Raw genomic sequence first — 17,527 nt, forward strand, 5'->3', positions numbered from 1 at the left:
CGAGGCGCAGCCGAGGCTCAGAGTCCCCTGTGTCGGCCCTCATGCCCCCGAGACTGTCGGTGGGTCCGTCTAGGCTGTGTATTCGGGGGCTTTTGTCCGGGTTGATCTTGGTGTGAGGGGTCACTGGGCCTCGCTGCGCTCGGGTTTCGGCCTGGTCGCCTTCGGCGACGCCGGCATCGGGCGCCAGATTAAAGCTTGGGGTGCCCGTTGTGGTGAAGTTGTTTTGTTTGGGGCCCCTAGCGGCAGCCTGGGTAAGGCAAAAAGGCGGGGCCACTGGAAAGCGGGGCCTTACCCGCCAGCCGGCTTAGGCCACCGCTCCCCCCAAACAAAACAACTCCACCACAACGGGCGGTTGGGATCGGCGGGTCCCGAGGCGCGCGGTGCTGGTTGGTGGGCTTCGTCGATTTGTGTCCGGTTTCGAGGGGTGCGGTGCCGGTTGATCGTGGTGCTTCACCGCATGACAGTTTCCGGGGGTGGGGGTAGTGCCCGTTGATCGCGGTGCTTGTTGGACACGGCGGATTCTGGGGTGGCGGTGCATTATTGGGAATAGGTTGGGAAATAAAGAACCGGGCCGGTGTCCGTGTGGACACCGGCCCGGTTGTGGAGCCTAGATCACTTCTTGGTCAGGGCGGCGTACTTGCGTTCGAGGTCGTCCAGGCCGCCGATCGACAGGAAGGCCTGTTCGGGGACGTGGTCGTACTCGCCCTTGGCGACGCGGTCGAAGGCCTCGATGGTGTCCGAAACCTTCACGAACGAGCCCTCTTCGCCGGTGAACTTCTGGGCTACGAAGAAGTTCTGGGACAGGAAGCGCTCGATGCGGCGGGCGCGGTTGACCGTCACCTTGTCCTCTTCGGACAGTTCGTCCATGCCGAGGATGGCGATGATGTCCTGCAGTTCCTTGTACTTCTGCAGGATCCGCTTGACCTCCTGCGCGACCCGGTAGTGCTCGTCGCCGACTACGGCGGGGTCCAGGATCCGCGAGGACGAGGACAGCGGGTCGACGGCCGGGTAGATGCCCTTCTGCGAGATCGGGCGGGAGAGCTCGGTCGTCGCGTCCAGGTGGGCGAAGGTGGTGGCGGGGGCCGGGTCGGTGTAGTCGTCGGCGGGGACGTAGATCGCCTGCATGGAGGTGATCGAGCGGCCCCGGGTCGAGGTGATGCGCTCCTGCAGCTCGCCCATCTCGTCGGCCAGGGTGGGCTGGTAGCCGACGGCGGAGGGCATGCGGCCGAGCAGCGTGGAGACCTCGGAACCGGCCTGGGTGAACCGGAAGATGTTGTCGATGAACAGCAGCACGTCCTGGTGCTGCACGTCGCGGAAGTACTCCGCCATCGTCAGCGCGGACAGCGCGACCCGCATGCGGGTGCCCGGCGGCTCGTCCATCTGGCCGAACACCAGCGCGGTGTCCGGGAGAACCCCCATCTCCTCCATCTCCAGGAAGAGGTCGGTGCCCTCGCGGGTGCGCTCGCCGACACCGGCGAACACCGAGGTGCCACCGAAGTTGCGGGCGATCCGGGTGATCATCTCCTGGATGAGCACCGTCTTGCCGACACCGGCGCCGCCGAACAGGCCGATCTTGCCGCCCTCGACGTACGGGGTGAGCAGGTCGATGACCTTGACGCCGGTCTCCAGGACCTTCGTCTTGCCCTCGAGCTGGTCGAACGCCGGGGGACGGCGGTGGATGCGCCAGCGCTCGGCGTCCGCGGCGTGGCCGGGCTTGTCCAGGCACTCGCCGAGGGCGTTGAACACGTGGCCCTTGACGGCGTCGCCGACCGGCACCGAGATGGCCTCGCCCGTGTCGTGCACCGGGGTGCCGCGCACCAGGCCGTCCTGCGGCGCCATCGAGATGCAGCGCACCAGGTTGTCGCCGAGGTGCTGCGCGACCTCAAGGGTGATGGTCTTGCGCAGCGACTCGAGCTCGACCTCCACCTTGAGCGCGTTGTAGAGGTCGGGCACCGATCCCCGGGGGAACTCGACGTCGACGACGGGGCCGATCACCCGGACGACGCGGCCGACCGCGGTCTTGGGTTCCTGAATGGCAGTCATTAGTCATCACTTCCTGCGGCTGCGAGCGCCTCGACGCCACCGACGATCTCGCTGATCTCCTGGGTGATCTGCGCCTGGCGGACCTGGTTGGCGACACGGGTGAAGCTCTTGACGAGCTCGTCGGCGTTGTCCGTTGCGGACTTCATCGCCGTGCGGCGGGCGGCGGACTCGGACGCGGCCGATTCCAACAGCGCCGCGTAGATGCGGGTGTTGACGTACTTGGGGAGCAGGTTGGTCAGCAGGACCTCGGCGCTGGGCTCGAACGAGTAGGCCGAGGTGATGCCGGTGGGCGCCTCCTGCGCGTACTCCAGCTCCATCGGCGCGATCCTGGTGGCCACCGGCCGCTGGGACAGCATGGACCGGAACTCGGTGTAGACGATGTGCAACTCGTCGACGCCGAGGATCCCGTCCGGGCCGGGGTGGTTGCCCGCGTCGTCGGCGCCGTCGAGGAACGCCTGGATCAGCGTCTCGCCCGCCGCGACGGCGTCGGTGTAGGTGGGTCGCTCGGAGAAGCCGGTCCAGGAACCCTGCACCGTCCGCTGCCGGAACCGGAAGTAGTTCAGGCCCTTGCGCCCGATCACCCACACCACCGGGGTCTTGCCCTGCTCCTTGAGCAGTTGGACGAGCTCCTCGGCGCGGCGGATCGCGTTGGCGTTGTAGCCGCCGCACAGCCCGCGGTCCGACGTGACCACCAGGATCCCGGCCCGCTGGTGCCGCGAACGCTCGGTCAGCAGCGGCGAGTCGAGGCTGGTGGCGCCGGTGGCCAGCGCGGTGAGCACCGAGGTGATCTCGTCCGCGTACGGCTTGGCCGCGGCCACCCGCGCCTGCGCCTTGCTGATCCGCGACGTCGCGATCAGCTCCTGCGCCTTGAAGATCTTCTTGAACGACTGGGCGGACTTGATCCGCTGCCGGATCTCGCGAAGCTGTGCCATGGCCAGGCGCCTACTTCGTCGGGGAGGGCTTGTTGACCTTGACGGTCTCCTGGCCCACCTCGCCCGCGTCGAGGGCGTCCGCCTGGACGTCGCGCACGCCGCCCGCGGCACCGGCGGTGAAGGACTGCTTGAACGCGGTGACCGCGTCGGCGAGCCGACCGGCGTTGTCGTCGGACAGCGCCCGCGAGGTGCGGATCTCGTCAAGGATGCCCGCGTGCCGGTGGCGCAGGTGCTCGTGCAGCTCCGACTCGAACCGGCGCACGTCCGACACCGCGATGTCGTCGAGGTAGCCGTGCGTGCCGATCCAGATCGACACGACCTGCTCCTCCACCGCGACTGGGGAGTACTGGCCCTGCTTGAGCAGCTCCATCATCCGGGCGCCGCGCTCCAACTGGGCCTTCGAGGTGGCGTCCAGGTCGGAGGCGAAGGCGGCGAACGCCTCCAGCTCGCGGTACTGGGCCAATTCGAGGCGCAGCGTCGCGGCGACCGACTTCATCGCCTTGGTCTGCGCCGCGGTGCCCACCCGGGACACCGAGGTGCCGACGTTGACCGCCGGGCGCTGACCGGAGTTGAACAGGTCCGACTCCAGGAAGCACTGGCCGTCGGTGATGGAGATGACGTTGGTCGGGATGTAGGCGGAGATGTCGTTCGCCTTGGTCTCGATGATCGGCAGACCGGTCATCGAGCCCGCGCCGAGCTCGTCGGACAGCTTCGCGCAGCGCTCCAGCAGGCGGGAGTGCAAGTAGAAGACGTCGCCGGGGTAGGCCTCGCGGCCCGGCGGGCGGCGCAGCAGCAGGGAGATCGCGCGGTAGGCCTCGGCCTGCTTGGTCAGGTCGTCGAAGATGATCAGGACGTGCTTGCCCTGGTACATCCAGTGCTGGCCGATGGCCGAGCCGGTGTAGGGGGCCAGCCACTTGAAGCCCGCCGAGTCCGACGCGGGGGCGGCGACGATGGTGGTGTACTCCAGCGCGCCCGCCTCCTCCAGCGCGGACTTGACGCCCGCGATGGTGGAGCCCTTCTGGCCGATCGCGACGTAGATGCAGCGCACCTGCTGCTTCGGGTCGCCGGTGGCCCAGGCCTTCTTCTGGTTGATGATCGTGTCGACGCAGACCGTGGTCTTGCCGGTCTTGCGGTCACCGATGATCAACTGGCGCTGGCCGCGGCCGATCGGGGTCATCGAGTCGATGGCCTTGATGCCGGTCTGCAGCGGCTCGCCCACCGGCTGCCGCTGCACCACGGTGGCCGCCTGCAGCTCGAGCACGCGCTCGCCCTCGGCGGGGATGTCGCCGAGGCCGTCGATCGGCTTGCCCAGCGGGTCGATGACCCGGCCGAGGAAGGCGTCGCCGACCGGCACCGAGAGGACCTTGCCGGTCCGCTTGACCTCCTGGCCCTCCTCGATCTTGTCGTAGTCACCGAGGATGGCGACACCGAGCTCGCGGGCGTCCAGGTTCAGCGCCACGCCGACGATGCCGCCGGGGAACTCCAGCAGCTCGTTGGCCATGGCCGAGGGCAGGCCCTCCACGTGGGCGATGCCGTCGCCGGTGTCGGAAACCGTTCCGACCTCTTCCCGGTTGACGTCCGGGGAGTAGCTGGAGACGTAGTTTTCGATCGCACTGCGGATCTCGTCCGACGAGATCGTCAGCTCCGCCATGAAAGTTCCTGCTCTCACTTCGTTGCTTCGGGGGGAGTTTCGCTCAGCCGAACCGACGGCGCAGCGCGTCGAGTCGACCGGAGGTGCTGCCGTCGATGACCTCGTCGCCGACCTTGATGACCAGCCCGCCGCCCAGGGCGGGGTCGATCTCCAGGTGCAGGGCGATGGGCCGGGCGTAGATCCGCTGCAGGGACGCGGCGAGCCGGTCCTGCTGCTCGGCCGAGAGCGGACCGGCGGAGACCACGTGGGCCACCGAGCGCTCCCGCCGCTTGGCCGCCTCGGCGGCCAGTGCCTCCAGGCCGGAGACCAGGTGGCGACCGCGCGGGCGGGCCACCAGGTTCGCCACCAGCGCCGCCGTCGCGGCGTCCACCTTGGACCCGAGCAGCTCGCGCAGCAGCGCCAGCTTGCCCTCGGTGTCGCCAGCGCGGTTGGTGAGGACCTGCTCCAGCTCGGTCTGGTCGGCGATGATGCGGCCGAGCCGGAACAGCTCGTCCTCGACCGCGTCGAGCCGACCGGCGCGCTCGGCGCCGACCAGCAGCGCGGTCACCGCCAGCGACTCCAGCCCGTCGACCAGCTCGCGCGGGCTCGACCAGCGGGCCCCCGCGGCAGTGGTGACGACCTTGAGCGTGCCCGCGGCGACCTTGCCGGTGAGCAGGTCGCCGACCAGCCGCCCGCGGGCGGCCGGGTCGGTGGACGGGTCGGCCACCGTGCGGCGCAGCCCGACCTCGCGGTCGAGCAGCCCGACGACGGCGAACAGCTCCCCGCCCAGCTCGGCCGAGCCGGTCGGGTCGGCCTCGAGCACGTCGAGCAGGGTCAGCTCGACGGCGGCGAGGGCCTCCCGGCTCGCGGCGTGCAGCGTGCTCGTCACAGATGCGGTCATCGAGGGCGTCCCTTAGCTCTTGGCCGGCGCGGAGACCGAGTCGAGCTCGGACAGGAACCGGTCGACGGTGCCGCGGCGGCGGGCCTCGTCCTCAAGGGACTCCCCGACGATGCGGCTCGCCAGCTCGACGGCCTGGCGACCCAGCTCGGCGCGCAGCTCGGCGACGATCTGGGCGCGCTGGGCCTCCAACTGCGCGTTGCCCTGCGCGACGATCCGCGCGGATTCCTCCTGGGCCTGCGCGCGCAACTCTTCCTTGATCTGCTCCGCCTCGGCCCTGGCGTCATCGCGGATGCGCGCCGACTCGGCACGCGCCTCGGCGAGCTGCGCCTGGTACTGCTGCAGCGCGGCCTCGGCTTCCCGCTGGGCGGCCTCGGCCTTCTCGATACCGCCTTCGATCGCGGCGGTCCGCTCGGCGTAGAGCGCCTCGAACCGGGGCACCACGAACTTGGCGAGCACGAACAGCAGCAGGCCGAAAGCGACCAGGCCGAGGATGATCTCAGCCGGATGCGGCAGCACCGGGTTCGGCGCATCCTCCGCGAGGTTGATGATTGACGACGACAAGACCACGGCGTCTCCCTATACGGTAATCCGCAGCGTCTGGCTCAGGCGGCGGAAGCGATGAAGTAGAGCACCAGGCCGATCAGGGCGAGCACCTCGGTCAGCACGAAGGTGGAGAACGCGATGCCGCGGAGCTTGCCCTCGGCCTCCGGCTGGCGGGCGGTGCCGTTGATGACGGCGGCGAAGATGAGACCCACACCGACACCGGGGCCGATGGCGCCGAGGCCGTAACCGATCATCGCCAGGCCCTTGTTGAGGTTGGGCTCGGTGGCGGCCTGGGCGAGAACGAGAGCAGCGCTCACTTGCGTATCCCTTTCAAACACGGTCCCCCCTCGTCGGGTGAACCGGGGCTCGGACTAACTCAGTGGTCTTCCGCGAGGGCGGTACCGATGTACCCGGCGGACAGCAGGGCGAAGATGTAGGCCTGCAGCACCTGGATCAGCGCTTCCAGGAAGGTCATGGCGATCGCCATCACGAAGGCGACCAGCGAGACGGGCTTGAGCGCCCACCCGGCCTCGGTGAGCAGGTACTCACCACCGAGGGTGAACACCAGCAGGATCAGGTGACCGGCGAACATCGCGGCGAACACCCGGATCGCCAGCGTGATCGGGTCCATGAAGAACCGCAGGAAGATCTCGATCGGCGTCAGCAGCAGGTACACCGGCTTCGGGATCCCCGGCGGCATGACCGACTTCTTCAGGTACTTGCCGAGCCCGAACTTGCGGATGCCGACGATGTGGTAAACGGGGAAGACAACGAACACCGACAGCGCGATCGGGAAGCCGATGTGCGCGAACGTCGGGAACTGGAAGATCGGGATGATGCCGAAGATGTTGTTCACCAAGGTGAAAGTGAACAGCGCCAAAACCAACGGCAGGTAGGGCCTGAACTCTTTCGAACCGATCTGCGCGCGCGCGATGTTGTTGCGGCCGAAGTCGTACACCGATTCGGTGATGAACTGGTACTTGCTCGGCACGATCGCCAGCTTGCGGGTGGCGAGCAGGAAGAACGCCGCGATGATCACGATCGACAGCACGACCATGATCATCGGCTTGGTCACCCCGGCGAAGATCGCGGGAAGATCGAAATCCTTGGCGCCTGGTGGGGTAAAGGTGCCACCTTCTGCCAGCACAAGCCTGCCCACAGGGCTCCTTCCGGTTCTCCCGGCCGGCGTCGGGTACTCCGCCGGGGGAATCGTCACGATCAGGACGTAACGTACCTGACGCGCATGGGGTACCTGGCAGCGGCTGTGCGTTACCGGCTATTCCCACGAAGGAGTGAGCCCCGCGCGCCACCGCTGGTGTCCGCGCGCACCATATCAGCCCGGTTCAGCGGGCCGTACAGCCGTACTGCTTTCAGTTCTGGGTAGTGCTTCCGGAGTCATCCGGCTGTTCGGTGAGGATCAAGGTCGGGATCTTGGTACGCCGGAACACGGCGGTTTCCGCGACGGCGCTGACCAGGACCACACCCAGCATCGTCGTACCCAGGGCGAGCACGTGCACCCCGGGCACCGCACGAAGCAGCACAAGGGTGATCAGCAACACCACCATCTTCCCGACAAAACCACCGAGCACCGCGGCCATCAGCATCTGCACGTTCAGGTGCGCGGTGCGGCGCATGAGCAGCAGGGTCGCGAACCCGGAACCGAAGCCGACAGCCCCGCCGACCGCCGCGCTCCACAACCCGGACATCCCGGCCACCAGGGTCCAGGCGACCGCCCCGACGACCGCGACCCCCAGCACCGGCCACCGCGCGGCCTTGAACATCTCATCGGCCAGCATGAGTTGGGACTCGGCGTGCGTCTTCGGGGCGGGCACCACGTTGGTGGACCCGCCGCCGGTCTGGTTCCCGGTGTCCGGTTGCTGCTCGCTCATCGTGACCTCAGTCTAGGGATGGCCGAGATGATCACCGCGATCAGGACGCCGACCGCCACCGTCCACACGACGGCGGACACGTCGTAGACGGTCACCGCGACCGCGCCGAAGGCCAGCAGACCGGCCCACAAGTAGATCAACAGGACCGCGCGGCGCTGGGAGTGGCCGATCTGCAGCAACCGGTGGTGCAGGTGCATCTTGTCGGCGGAGAACGGGCTGACGCCGCGCCGGGTGCGCCGGATGATGGCCATCAGCAGGTCGAGCACCGGGAAGAACAACACGGCCATCACGATCAGCAGCGGCGAGAGCAGCGCGATCGCGTCGGAGACGCCCCAGATGGTCGGGTTCGCCCGGCCGGACGCGGTGGTGCTGGCGGCGGCCAGCATCAGGCCGATCAGCATCGACCCGGAGTCGCCCATGAACAGCTTGGCCGGCTGGAAGTTGTGCGGCAGGAAACCGAGGCAGGCCCCGGCGAGGGTGGCCGCGATCAGCGCGGGCGAGTAGGTGCCCACGTCGCCGCCGGACAGGTCGAGCAGGTGCAGGGAGAACACGCAGGTGGCCGCCGCGGCGATCATGCCGACCCCGGCCGCCAACCCGTCGAGGCCGTCGATGAAGTTGATCGCGTTGATCAGCGTGACCGCGAGCAGGATGGCCAGCAGGCCGCCCTGGTTCTGGTCCAGGATCAGCACCGAGCCGAACACCTTGGAGTCGCCGCCCCACGGCACCCACAACACCAGCCACTGGATGCCGTAGAGGACCAAGATGCCCGCGCAGGTGGTCTGGCCCGCGAGCTTGGTCAGCGAGTCCAACTCGAACCGGTCGTCCAACATGCCGATGCCGACGATGATCCCGCCGCCGATCAGCACCGCCGTCGGGTCGAACGAGTAGTCGAACGCGCGGCGCAGCACCGGCAACTGGTGGGCGAGCAGCATCCCGCCGCAGATGCCCAGGTACATGGCCAACCCGCCGAGCCGGGGCATCGGCACCACGTGCACGTCCCGGGTGCGCGGGTAGGCCACCGCGCCGATCCGGATGGCGAACAGCCGGACCAACCCGGTGAGCAGGAAGGTCAACACGGCGGTGACCAGGCCGACCAGCAGGTACTCGCGGACCGGCAGGCCCGCGGGGGGGAAGCCACCCGTGGGGTTCACGCGCGCGCGCCCCGGGCGCGGTGGCGGTTCTGCTGGGTCACGGCGGGCACGGCGGGTCGCATCTCCCTGCGGTCTGTCGGCGTGTGGTGGTACGGGGTGGAACGGCAGGCGGTTGCCCCGCGCTAGCGAGCCAACCGGATTTCGGTGCCGAGGGCTTCGCGGACGGCGCTCATGCTGACCGCGCCCTCGCGCAGCACGGTCGGCTCGTCGCCGGTCAGGTCGACGATGGTGGACGGCACCGGGTCGCCGGACGGGCCGCCGTCGAGGTAGATGCCCACCAGGTCGTCGAACTGGGCGACGGCCTCGCTCGCGGTGGACGCGGGTGGCCGGCCGGACTTGTTGGCGCTGGACACGGCCATCGGGCCGACCTCGCGCAGCAGTTCGATGGCCACCGGGTGCAGCGGCATCCGCAGCATCACGGTGCCGCCGGTGCGGCCGAGGTCCCAGTTCAGCGACGGCGCGTGCGGCAGCACGATGGACAGGTCGCCCGGCCAGAACGCCTCGACCAGCTTGCGCGCGGTGTGCGGGACCGACAGCACCAGGCCGTCGATGGTCGACCAGGAGCCGACCAGCACACCGACCGGCATGTCCGGGCCGCGGTCCTTCGCGGCGAGCAGCGCGGCCACCGCGGTCGCGGAGAACGCGTCGCAGCCGATGCCGTACACGGTGTCGGTCGGGATCACCACGAGCCTGCCCGAGCGGATCGCGCTGGCGGCGGCCGCGAGGCCGTCCGCGCGCTGCGCGGGGTCACCACAGTCGAAGACCGTCACCCGCGCGAGCCTAGCGGTGCCCGGTGCCGGGGTGTCAGCCAGATCCACTCGAGTCAAACACCTGGACGGGTGATGCGGTCGGCCAGGCCGTCCGCCCGCGCCTGCCACGCCTGGCGCCGGAAGCGCACCACGATCAGATAGAGGAGAGCGCTCCCGAGCACAATCCCGGCGACCACCAGGTAGACACTCCCGGTAACCCCGCCGACCGCGACCAGGGTGAGACCAAAGGACACGGCGAGCACGGCGAGGCTCACCGCGATGCCCTCGGGCCGCCACCGCCACTTGCGGCCTGCGCGGACCTCGGCCAGCAGCCGCTCGGCGCCGCGGCGCAGCTCGTGGTCGCCGACGTCGAGGTCGAGGATGCGCAGGGCGGCCCGCTCGCACACCCGCAACTGCCGTTCGCTGGCGATGACCAGCACCTCGTCGTCGGTCGCGGCCCGGACCTGGTCGCCGACCGAGCACCAGGTGCTGGCCAGGTAGTACCGCAGCACCGGGTCGCCGCTGTCGCCGAAGCGCAGTTCGAGCTCCTCGGCTGCCCGCTCGGCATCCCCGCCCGCGACCCACGCCTGGGACAGCCCGAGGACGGCGAGCACACACCCCGGGTCAAGCCGGGCCGCTCGCTCGTAGTGCGCGGCCGCGGTGCGCCACCGCCCCCGGGCCAGCAGCACGTCGCCGATACCGACCTGGTCGAGCGGGTGGTCACGCAGCGCGGCGGCCTGCTCGAACCCGGCGACCGCCGCGTCCAGCCGACCGGCGAGCAGCGCTTCCTTTGCCGCGCCGAGGAACTGCTGGGCGGCCACCGGACCGCCGATCGCGTCACTGCCCGTGACCAGTTGCCACTTGGCGATGACGTCCTGCCATGTTCGAAGCATTGGATCACCCTGGACGGCACGCTACCCTCGGTACGCCATACCGGGGTCGCCGCCTCCGAGGAGCCACCACGACCAGCAACCGCCACCGTCGGGGACACCAGCTCAGCTCGCGCTGGCTGGCGTCCTCCCTCGTCGTGGCCTACGCCGCCGTGAGCGCCGCCGTCGGCACGGTGCTGCTGGTGTCCCCGAAGGAACCCCAGGTCCAGGCCTACCCGGTGTACATCTACACCGAGGCGCCCACGCCCCCGCCGTCCAGCCCGCCGTCCCCCGTGGCGCTGCCGGTCCCGGAGGGCTACCAGCGGGTGGCAGGCCCGGGTGGCCTGGTGACCACCATCCCGATCGGCTGGACGGTGACCCGCTCGACCGGCCCCGGCGCCATGCAGGCCACCGACCCCGACGACCCCACCCGCTACATCCGCTACGGCGGCTCCCCCGCGAGCACCACAGACCTGGTCGCGTCGCACGTGGACTACGAAGCGACCTACGCCAAGGCACACCCCGGCTTCGAACGCCGCAGCCTCGGCACCACGACCTACCACAACGTCCGCGCCGTCGACTGGGAGTTCGAACACCCCACAACCATCGGCAGACGACACGCGCACTCGATGTACTGGCGAGTCGACGGCACCGAGTACTTCCTCTACGCCAGCTCCACAGTGGACCGCTGGCCGGACACCAAACCCATCTACGACACCATGGTCGACAACACCACCCCGTAGTCCCGCGCCCCCACGCACACGGATCACCTCCGCCGATCCACGTCCCCACCGCAGGGAACCACACCCGTGGGCCTCACCAGCACCCCAGCCGCTTCGGACAACCCCCCAGCAGCCAAGCGCACTTCTTTCGCCGCCCCAACCACCCACCCCAGCGATTGACACCCACCCCGTCACCCCATACGGGTCACGGGCGGCCCCCACCCTTCCCGGGGGGCGTCCCCGAGGCCAGTCTACCGGCTGGGCAAGATCGACAGGGGGTGGTGCCGTGGGGTGTGGACAAGCGAGTGGGATGTGGACAGGTGGTGGGGGAGGTGGACCGGCGGCGGGGAGGCGGACCGGCGGCGGGGAGGCGGACCGGCGATGGGGAGGCGGACCGGCGATGGGGAGGCGGACCGGTGGGCAGGTGGTGAGAGGTGGGCAGGCAAGCGGGATGTGAACACGTCGTTGGGGTGTGGGCGAGCGGCTGGGGTGTGGGCAGGTCATTGGAGGGTGAACAAGGTTGTGGACTACGGACAAGCGGCCGGGATGTGAGCGAGCGGTTGGGACGCCAACAAGGACTTGAGATACAGGCAAGTGGATTGGTGTGCGAGCAAGCGGTCGAGGCGTGAGCAAGGGCTTGGAGACGGACAAGCGGTCGGGGCGCGGGCAAGCGGCCAGGGTGTGCACAAGGGCTTCCGGATACAGGCAAGCAGTCAGTGTGCGGACAAGCAGTCGGGGCGTGAACAAGGGCCTGGGATACGGACAAGCAGTTGGAGTGTGGGCAGCGGTTGAACGGCGAACAAGCAGTTGAGACACGAACACGCGGTTGGGATGTGACCAACGAATTGGGGACACGAACAAGCAGTTGAGGGTGTGACCAACGAGTTGAGACACGAACAAGCAGTTGGGTCGTGAAACAAGCAGTCGGGACGTGAACATGCGGTTGGGGTGCGAACAAGCAGTCGGGACGTAGACGAGAAGCGGGGACGCGAACAAGGGGTTGGGACGCGAACGAGAGTTAGGGACGCGGACAACCGGCCAGGTTGTGAAACAACGAGTTGGGGGTGTGGATGAACCACCCGAAACGCAGTCAGACCCGGCGAGCGGTGGCGAATCGGGGGCGGCCCGCCAGGTCGGTGTGACCCTCCACATTGGACAGGATGCGGCGTGCGGACAGTAGTGCGGGGACCGATTCCCCGTGTGTGTCGTCGTGTTCGATCGCGACTGAGCCGCCGGTGCGGAGGAGGCGGGCGGCCAGTGCGACCACCGGGCGGATGACGGTGAGGCCGTCCGGGCCGGAGAACACCGCGTGCGCCGGGTCGTGGTCGGCAACCTCGGGCTGGACCGCCGTCCCCTCCGGGACGTACGGCGGGTTGCACACCACCACGTCGACCTGTCCGTCCAATGAGGACAGCACGTCAACCGCCGTGACGTCGCCGCTGTGCAGGTGGATCGGGGAATCCCCTGCCGCGGCGCGGGAATCGGCGTTGCGGCGGGCCCAGGCGAGGGCGGCCGGGTCCAGGTCGACGGCGTGTACGGTGGCGTCCGGGCGGGCGTGTGCGATGGCGAGCGCCAAGACGCCCGATCCGGTGCACAGGTCGACCACGACGGGTGACGCCGACCCGGTCAGCGATCGCAGCGCCCATTCCAGCAGCAGCTCGGTTTCCGGACGGGGCACGAAGACCCCGGGTCCCACGTGGACGGTGATGCCGCCCATCGCGACCGAGCCGGTCAGGTGTTGCAGTGGTTCCCGGTTCGCGCGGCGGCGGACCAGGGCGGCGAGTTCGTCGATCTGGTCCGAGTCGACCAGCGGCACCAGTGGCAGTCGCCCGCGCTCCACCCCGACCACGTGCGCGGCCAGCAACTCCGCGTCCACGCGCGGGGAGTCGACGCCTGCGGCGGTGAGGATGCGGGCGGCGTCGAGGATGGCCAGGCGCAGGGGTTGGCGGCTCAACGGCATGGGGGTCAGGAACCGGCGAGGCGTTCGGCGCGGTCGGCGGTGACCAGGGCGTCGAGCACGGCGTCGAGGTCGCCGTCGAGCACGGCGTCGAGGTTGTGCGCCTTGAAGCCGACCCGGTGGTCGGAGATGCGGTTCTCCGGGAAGTTGTAGGTGCGGACCCGCTCGGACCGGTCGACTGTGCGGACCTGGTTGCGCCGGGCGTCGGAGGCTTGCCTGGCGGCCTCTTCCTCGGCGGCGGCGGCCAGCCGGGCGCGCAGCACCTGCATGGCCCGCGCCTTGTTCTGCAACTGGGACCGCTCGTTCTGGCAGGACACCACGATGCCGGTGGGCAGGTGGGTGATCCGCACCGCCGAGTCGGTCGTGTTGACGCTCTGGCCGCCCTTGCCGGACGACCGGTACACGTCGATCCGCAGGTCCTTGTCCGAGATCTCGGCGAAGTCGTCGGAGTCCTCGACCTCGGGCACCACCAGGACACCGGCGGCGGAGGTGTGGATGCGGCCCTGCGACTCGGTCACCGGCACGCGCTGCACCCGGTGCACGCCGCCCTCGTACTTCAGCCGCGCCCAGACGCCCTCCGGGTCGGCGCTGCGGCTCTTGATGGCGACCGTGACGTCCTTGTAGCCGCCCAGGTCCGACTCGGTGCCGTCGAGGACCTCGGCCGCCCAGCCGTGCCGCTCGGCGTAGCGCAGGTACATCCGCAGCAGGTCACCGGCGAACAGCGCGGATTCCTCGCCGCCCTCACCGGACTTGACCTCCAGCAGCACGTCCGAGCCGTCGTGCGGGTCGCGCGGCAGCAGCAGCTCGGTCAGCCGGGTCTCCAGCGCCGGGATCCGCCCGGCCAGCTCGTCGGCCTCGGCGGCGAACGCCGGGTCCTCGGCGACCAGCTCGCGGGCCGCCTCAAGGTCGCTGCGCGCCGTGTCCAGCTCCCGGGCGGTGTGCACCACCGGGGTCAGCTCGGCGTAGCGGCGCCCCAGCTTGCGGGCCCGGTCCTGGTCGGCGTGCACGGACGGGTCGGCGAGCGCGGTCTCCAGCTCGGCGTACTCGGCGCGCAGCTCGGCCAGCGATCCGACGTCCACGGTGTGCACAGCGACTCCCTAGTGGTGCGGCGGCGGGACACGCGAAAGGCGCCCGCCCGAAAGCCCCGGGCGGGCGCCGCGAGCATGGCTACTTCGCGTTGCGGGTCCGCTTGCCGTAGCGGGCCTCGAACCGGGCCACGCGGCCGCCGGTGTCCAGGATCTTCTGCTTGCCGGTGTAGAAGGGGTGGCAAGCCGAGCAGACCTCGACGAAGATGCTGCCCGCGGTCTTGGTGCTGCGGGTGGTGAAGGTGTTCCCGCAACCGCACGTCACCTCGGTGGAGACGTACTCGGGGTGGATGCCGTTCTTCACGGTGGTCGCCTCTCTCATGTGGCCGCCGGGTCCCCTGGGTCGGGGTGAACCGGAGCCGGACTCGACCTGACAGTCTGCCAGACACGCTGACGGCCGGTACAACGACCACCCCCATCAGGCTATTCCCGGCCGGTGCCGTTCGTCGGACCGGGACGCCCGCCCGCCGCAGCCGCGCTCCCGCTCGCCGAATCCCGGTTGGACACCCGGGGTGGGAAAGGCCCGGTGCGACGGAGAATCGCCGCGTGCGTCACCTCTTCGGCAGACCGCTGGCGCAGGTCGTCTGGCTGGCGGTCCCGGTGCTGTTCACCGCCGCGGTGCTCGGCCTCACCGCGCTCGGCGGGCTGCTGCTCGGCGCGTCCTGGCCGGTCCCGCTGAGCAGCGGGCTGCTCGGCGCCGCGGCCGCGGTCACCGCCGCGCTCGCGCCCTCGGTCACCTGGTGGTCGACCGCGCACCGCACCGCGTTGGCGGTCCCCTATCCCGCGGCCGTGTTCGGCACCGGCCTCCTGGTGGACGGGGTGGCGGTGCCGATCGGCGTCGCCGTCCTGATCGGACTCCCCGCGGCCGCCGCGCTGGTGCTGGCCGCGACGGCCGAGTCCCCGCGCACCTCGGGTGCGCGGGGACTCGGGGAAAGCTGACAACGCAGCCTAGTCGTCGTTCCCGCCCGGGGTGGTCTTGGCCACCTGCATCAGGAACTCGATGTTGGTGCGGGTCTTGCGCAGCCGGTCGAGCAGCAGTTCGATCGCGGCCTGGCTGTCCAGCGCGTGCAGCACCCGGCGCAGCTTGACGGTGACCGCCAACTCGTCCGGGGACAGCAGCAGCTCCTCCTTGCGGGTGCTGGACGGATCGACGTCCACCGCGGGGAAGATGCGCTTGTCGGCGATCTTGCGGTCCAGCTTGAGCTCGGCGTTGCCGGTGCCCTTGAACTCCTCGAAGATCACCGTGTCACCGGCCGACCCGGTCTCCACCAGCGCGGTGGCGAAGATGGTCAGCGAGCCGCCGTTCTCGATGTTGCGCGCCGCGCCGAGGAAGCGCTTGGGCGGGAACAGCGCGGTCGAGTCGACACCACCGGAGAGGATCCGGCCGGACGCCGGGGCCGAGAGGTTGTACGCGCGGCCGAGGCGGGTGATCGAGTCGAGCAGCACGACCACGTCGTGGCCCATCTCCACCAGGCGCTTGGCGCGCTCGATGGACAGCTCGGCCACCGTCGTGTGGTCGCCCGGCGGGCGGTCGAAGGTGGAGGCGATGACCTCGCCCTTCACCGACCGCTGCATGTCGGTGACCTCTTCCGGCCGCTCGTCGATCAGCACGACCATCAGGTAGATCTCGGGGTTGTTCGTCGTGATCGCGTTCGCGATGGACTGCAGCACCGAGGTCTTGCCCGCCTTGGGCGGCGACACGATCAGCGCGCGCTGACCCTTGCCGACCGGCATCACCAGGTCGATGACGCGGGTGGTGAGGATGTGCGGCTCGGTCTCCAGGCGCAGCCGCTCGTTGGGGTAGAGCGGGGTGAGCTTGGTGAACTCCGGCCGGTTGCGCGCCTGGTCCGGCTCCAGCCCGTTGATCGACTCGACCCGGACCAGCGGGTTGAACTTCTGCCGCTGCTGCTCGCCCTCACGCGGCTGGCGGACCAGGCCGGTGATCGCGTCGCCGCGGCGCAGGCCGTACTTGCGGACCAGCGACAGCGACACGTACACGTCGTTCGGGCCTGCCAGGTAGCCGGAGGTGCGCACGAACGCGTAGTTCTCCAGCACGTCGAGCACGCCCGCGACCGGGAGCAGGACGTCGTCGTCGCGCACCTCGGTGTCGTTCTGGCCGCCGCTGCCGCCGCGCTCGTCGCGCCCGCCCCGGCGGCGCCGGTCGCGGAACCGGCGACCGCGACGACCGCCGCGCTCGTCGTCGTCATCGTCGTCGGCGTTGTTGTTGGCCCGGTCGGACTGGCGGTCGTCCAGTTGCCGGTTGACGCGGTCCTGCCGGTCACCCCGGTCCTGCCGCTCGCCACGGTCCTGGCGGTCACCGCGGTCACCACGATCTTGCCGGTCACCCCGGTCCTGGCGGTCCCTGCGGTCGCGCTGGCGGTCACCGCGCTGGCCGTCCCCGCGCTGGGGGCGGTCGCCCTGGCGGTCGCCGGTCCGCTCCTCGGTCCGGCTGTCCTGGCGCTGTTCCACGCGGTTGTCCGAACGCTGTTCCGACCGGTTGTCCGAGCGCTGCTCGGGGCGGTTGTCGGAACGGACGGGACGGGCGACCTCCTGGGTGGGGGCACTGCTCGGCGCGGTCTCGACCTGTGCGCCTGCCGCGGTCTCCGGGCTGCCCGCGGCCCGGCTGGCCCGACGACGGCGGCTCGGCCGCTCGCCGTCGCCCGAGCGCTGCGGTTCGGCGGCGGGCTCGGCCGGGGCGGACACCTCGACCGGGGCGGCGGCCTCGACCGCGCGCTCGGTCCGGGTGGCCCGCTTGGGCTTGGTCTCCGCGGGCGCTTCCGCGCCGTTGAGGGGGAGTTGCTGGGCGCTACCGCCCTGCCGCTCCTTGATGGCAGCGATCAGATCACCCTTGCGCATTCCGGTGGTTCCGTTGATCCCCAGCTCGCCCGCGAGTTCGCGCAGCTCGGCGAGGACCATGCCGGACAGGCCTGCCCGCCGCCGGGGCGCACCCCCGTTGGCCTGCGCCTTGGCGGCGGACCCGGTGGTGTCGCTGCTCAGTAGATCGGTATTGCTCACACATGTCCTTCCTGACCGGTCCCCGCCTCCTACGTGGACCA

The 17,527-nt window shown here is 69.9% G+C and carries 17 protein-coding genes; 2 read left to right on the forward strand and 15 right to left on the reverse strand.

The features are described from left to right. Positions 1-612: 612 nt before the first annotated feature. The 11 genes from atpD to H504_RS0121370 form a co-directional block, all read right to left on the reverse strand. Entirely contained in the window at positions 613-2,043 is a 1,431-nt protein-coding gene (gene atpD / locus H504_RS0121320) for a F0F1 ATP synthase subunit beta (protein ID WP_026424429.1), read from the reverse strand. Beyond that, positions 2,043-2,975 (reverse strand): F0F1 ATP synthase subunit gamma, encoded by a 933-nt coding sequence (locus tag H504_RS0121325; RefSeq protein ID WP_026424430.1) that lies wholly within the window; start codon positions 2,973-2,975, stop codon positions 2,043-2,045. The genes atpD and H504_RS0121325 overlap by 1 nt, the downstream gene beginning before the upstream one ends. Positions 2,976-2,985: 10 nt before the next feature. Continuing rightward, entirely contained in the window at positions 2,986-4,626 is a 1,641-nt protein-coding gene (atpA, locus tag H504_RS0121330) for a F0F1 ATP synthase subunit alpha (protein ID WP_026424431.1), read from the reverse strand. A gap of 43 nt (positions 4,627-4,669) precedes the next feature. Continuing rightward, positions 4,670-5,494 carry a F0F1 ATP synthase subunit delta gene (locus H504_RS0121335; protein ID WP_026424432.1) on the reverse strand — a complete coding sequence of 275 codons (825 nt, stop codon included), beginning with the start codon at positions 5,492-5,494 and terminating at the stop codon, positions 4,670-4,672. A gap of 24 nt (positions 5,495-5,518) precedes the next feature. Then, the gene (locus H504_RS0121340; protein ID WP_084467995.1) at positions 5,519-6,067 is read right to left on the reverse strand and encodes a F0F1 ATP synthase subunit B; all 549 of its coding nucleotides are present in this window, start codon (positions 6,065-6,067) and stop codon (positions 5,519-5,521) included. A gap of 41 nt (positions 6,068-6,108) precedes the next feature. Next, positions 6,109-6,303: an ATP synthase subunit c family protein gene (locus H504_RS0121345; protein ID WP_051386105.1), complete on the reverse strand. Its 195-nt coding sequence runs from the start codon at positions 6,301-6,303 to the stop codon at positions 6,109-6,111. A 122-nt stretch (positions 6,304-6,425) separates the two neighbouring features. After that, a complete protein-coding gene (gene atpB / locus H504_RS0121350; protein WP_026424435.1) occupies positions 6,426-7,208 on the reverse strand; it encodes a F0F1 ATP synthase subunit A in 783 nt (260 codons plus the stop codon). 211 nt (positions 7,209-7,419) lie between these two features. Beyond that, positions 7,420-7,938 (reverse strand): Cg1360 family ATP-synthase-associated protein, encoded by a 519-nt coding sequence (locus tag H504_RS36240; RefSeq protein WP_051386098.1) that lies wholly within the window; start codon positions 7,936-7,938, stop codon positions 7,420-7,422. Beyond that, complete coding sequence (locus H504_RS0121360) at positions 7,935-9,089, reverse strand: glycosyltransferase family 4 protein (RefSeq protein WP_026424436.1); 1,155 nt, start codon at positions 9,087-9,089, stop codon at positions 7,935-7,937. The genes H504_RS36240 and H504_RS0121360 overlap by 4 nt, the downstream gene beginning before the upstream one ends. Before the next feature lie 122 nt (positions 9,090-9,211). Then, positions 9,212-9,859 carry an L-threonylcarbamoyladenylate synthase gene (locus H504_RS0121365; RefSeq protein WP_026424437.1) on the reverse strand — a complete coding sequence of 216 codons (648 nt, stop codon included), beginning with the start codon at positions 9,857-9,859 and terminating at the stop codon, positions 9,212-9,214. A 53-nt stretch (positions 9,860-9,912) separates the two neighbouring features. Beyond that, a complete protein-coding gene (locus H504_RS0121370) occupies positions 9,913-10,731 on the reverse strand; it encodes a tetratricopeptide repeat protein (protein WP_026424438.1) in 819 nt (272 codons plus the stop codon). A 149-nt stretch (positions 10,732-10,880) separates the two neighbouring features. Here H504_RS0121370 and H504_RS0121375 point away from each other — a divergent pair, with 149 nt between their 5' ends. After that, on the forward strand, positions 10,881-11,450 hold the full coding sequence (locus H504_RS0121375) for a hypothetical protein (protein ID WP_157440550.1): 570 nt from the start codon (positions 10,881-10,883) through the stop codon (positions 11,448-11,450). 1,069 nt (positions 11,451-12,519) lie between these two features. On the opposite strand, the gene prmC is transcribed toward H504_RS0121375, so the two are convergent. The 3 genes from prmC to rpmE form a co-directional block, all read right to left on the reverse strand. Next, complete coding sequence (prmC, locus tag H504_RS0121380; protein ID WP_026424440.1) at positions 12,520-13,383, reverse strand: peptide chain release factor N(5)-glutamine methyltransferase; 864 nt, start codon at positions 13,381-13,383, stop codon at positions 12,520-12,522. A gap of 11 nt (positions 13,384-13,394) precedes the next feature. Next, the gene (prfA, locus tag H504_RS0121385) at positions 13,395-14,465 is read right to left on the reverse strand and encodes a peptide chain release factor 1 (protein ID WP_026424441.1); all 1,071 of its coding nucleotides are present in this window, start codon (positions 14,463-14,465) and stop codon (positions 13,395-13,397) included. Positions 14,466-14,553: 88 nt separating this feature from the next. Further along, positions 14,554-14,775 carry a 50S ribosomal protein L31 gene (gene rpmE, locus H504_RS0121390; RefSeq protein WP_026424442.1) on the reverse strand — a complete coding sequence of 74 codons (222 nt, stop codon included), beginning with the start codon at positions 14,773-14,775 and terminating at the stop codon, positions 14,554-14,556. Between the two features lie 242 nt (positions 14,776-15,017). On the opposite strand from rpmE, the gene H504_RS36245 reads away from it, so the two are divergent. After that, positions 15,018-15,410: a hypothetical protein gene (locus tag H504_RS36245; protein WP_051386100.1), complete on the forward strand. Its 393-nt coding sequence runs from the start codon at positions 15,018-15,020 to the stop codon at positions 15,408-15,410. A 9-nt stretch (positions 15,411-15,419) separates the two neighbouring features. Here the strand turns inward: H504_RS36245 and rho are convergent, their stop codons facing one another. After that, positions 15,420-17,486 (reverse strand): transcription termination factor Rho, encoded by a 2,067-nt coding sequence (gene rho, locus H504_RS0121400; RefSeq protein WP_026424443.1) that lies wholly within the window; start codon positions 17,484-17,486, stop codon positions 15,420-15,422. Between the last annotated feature and the right edge of the window lie 41 nt (positions 17,487-17,527).

Origin of the sequence: Actinokineospora inagensis DSM 44258, assembly GCF_000482865.1 — a bacterium.
Classification (GTDB): Bacteria; Actinomycetota; Actinomycetes; order Mycobacteriales; family Pseudonocardiaceae; genus Actinokineospora; species Actinokineospora inagensis.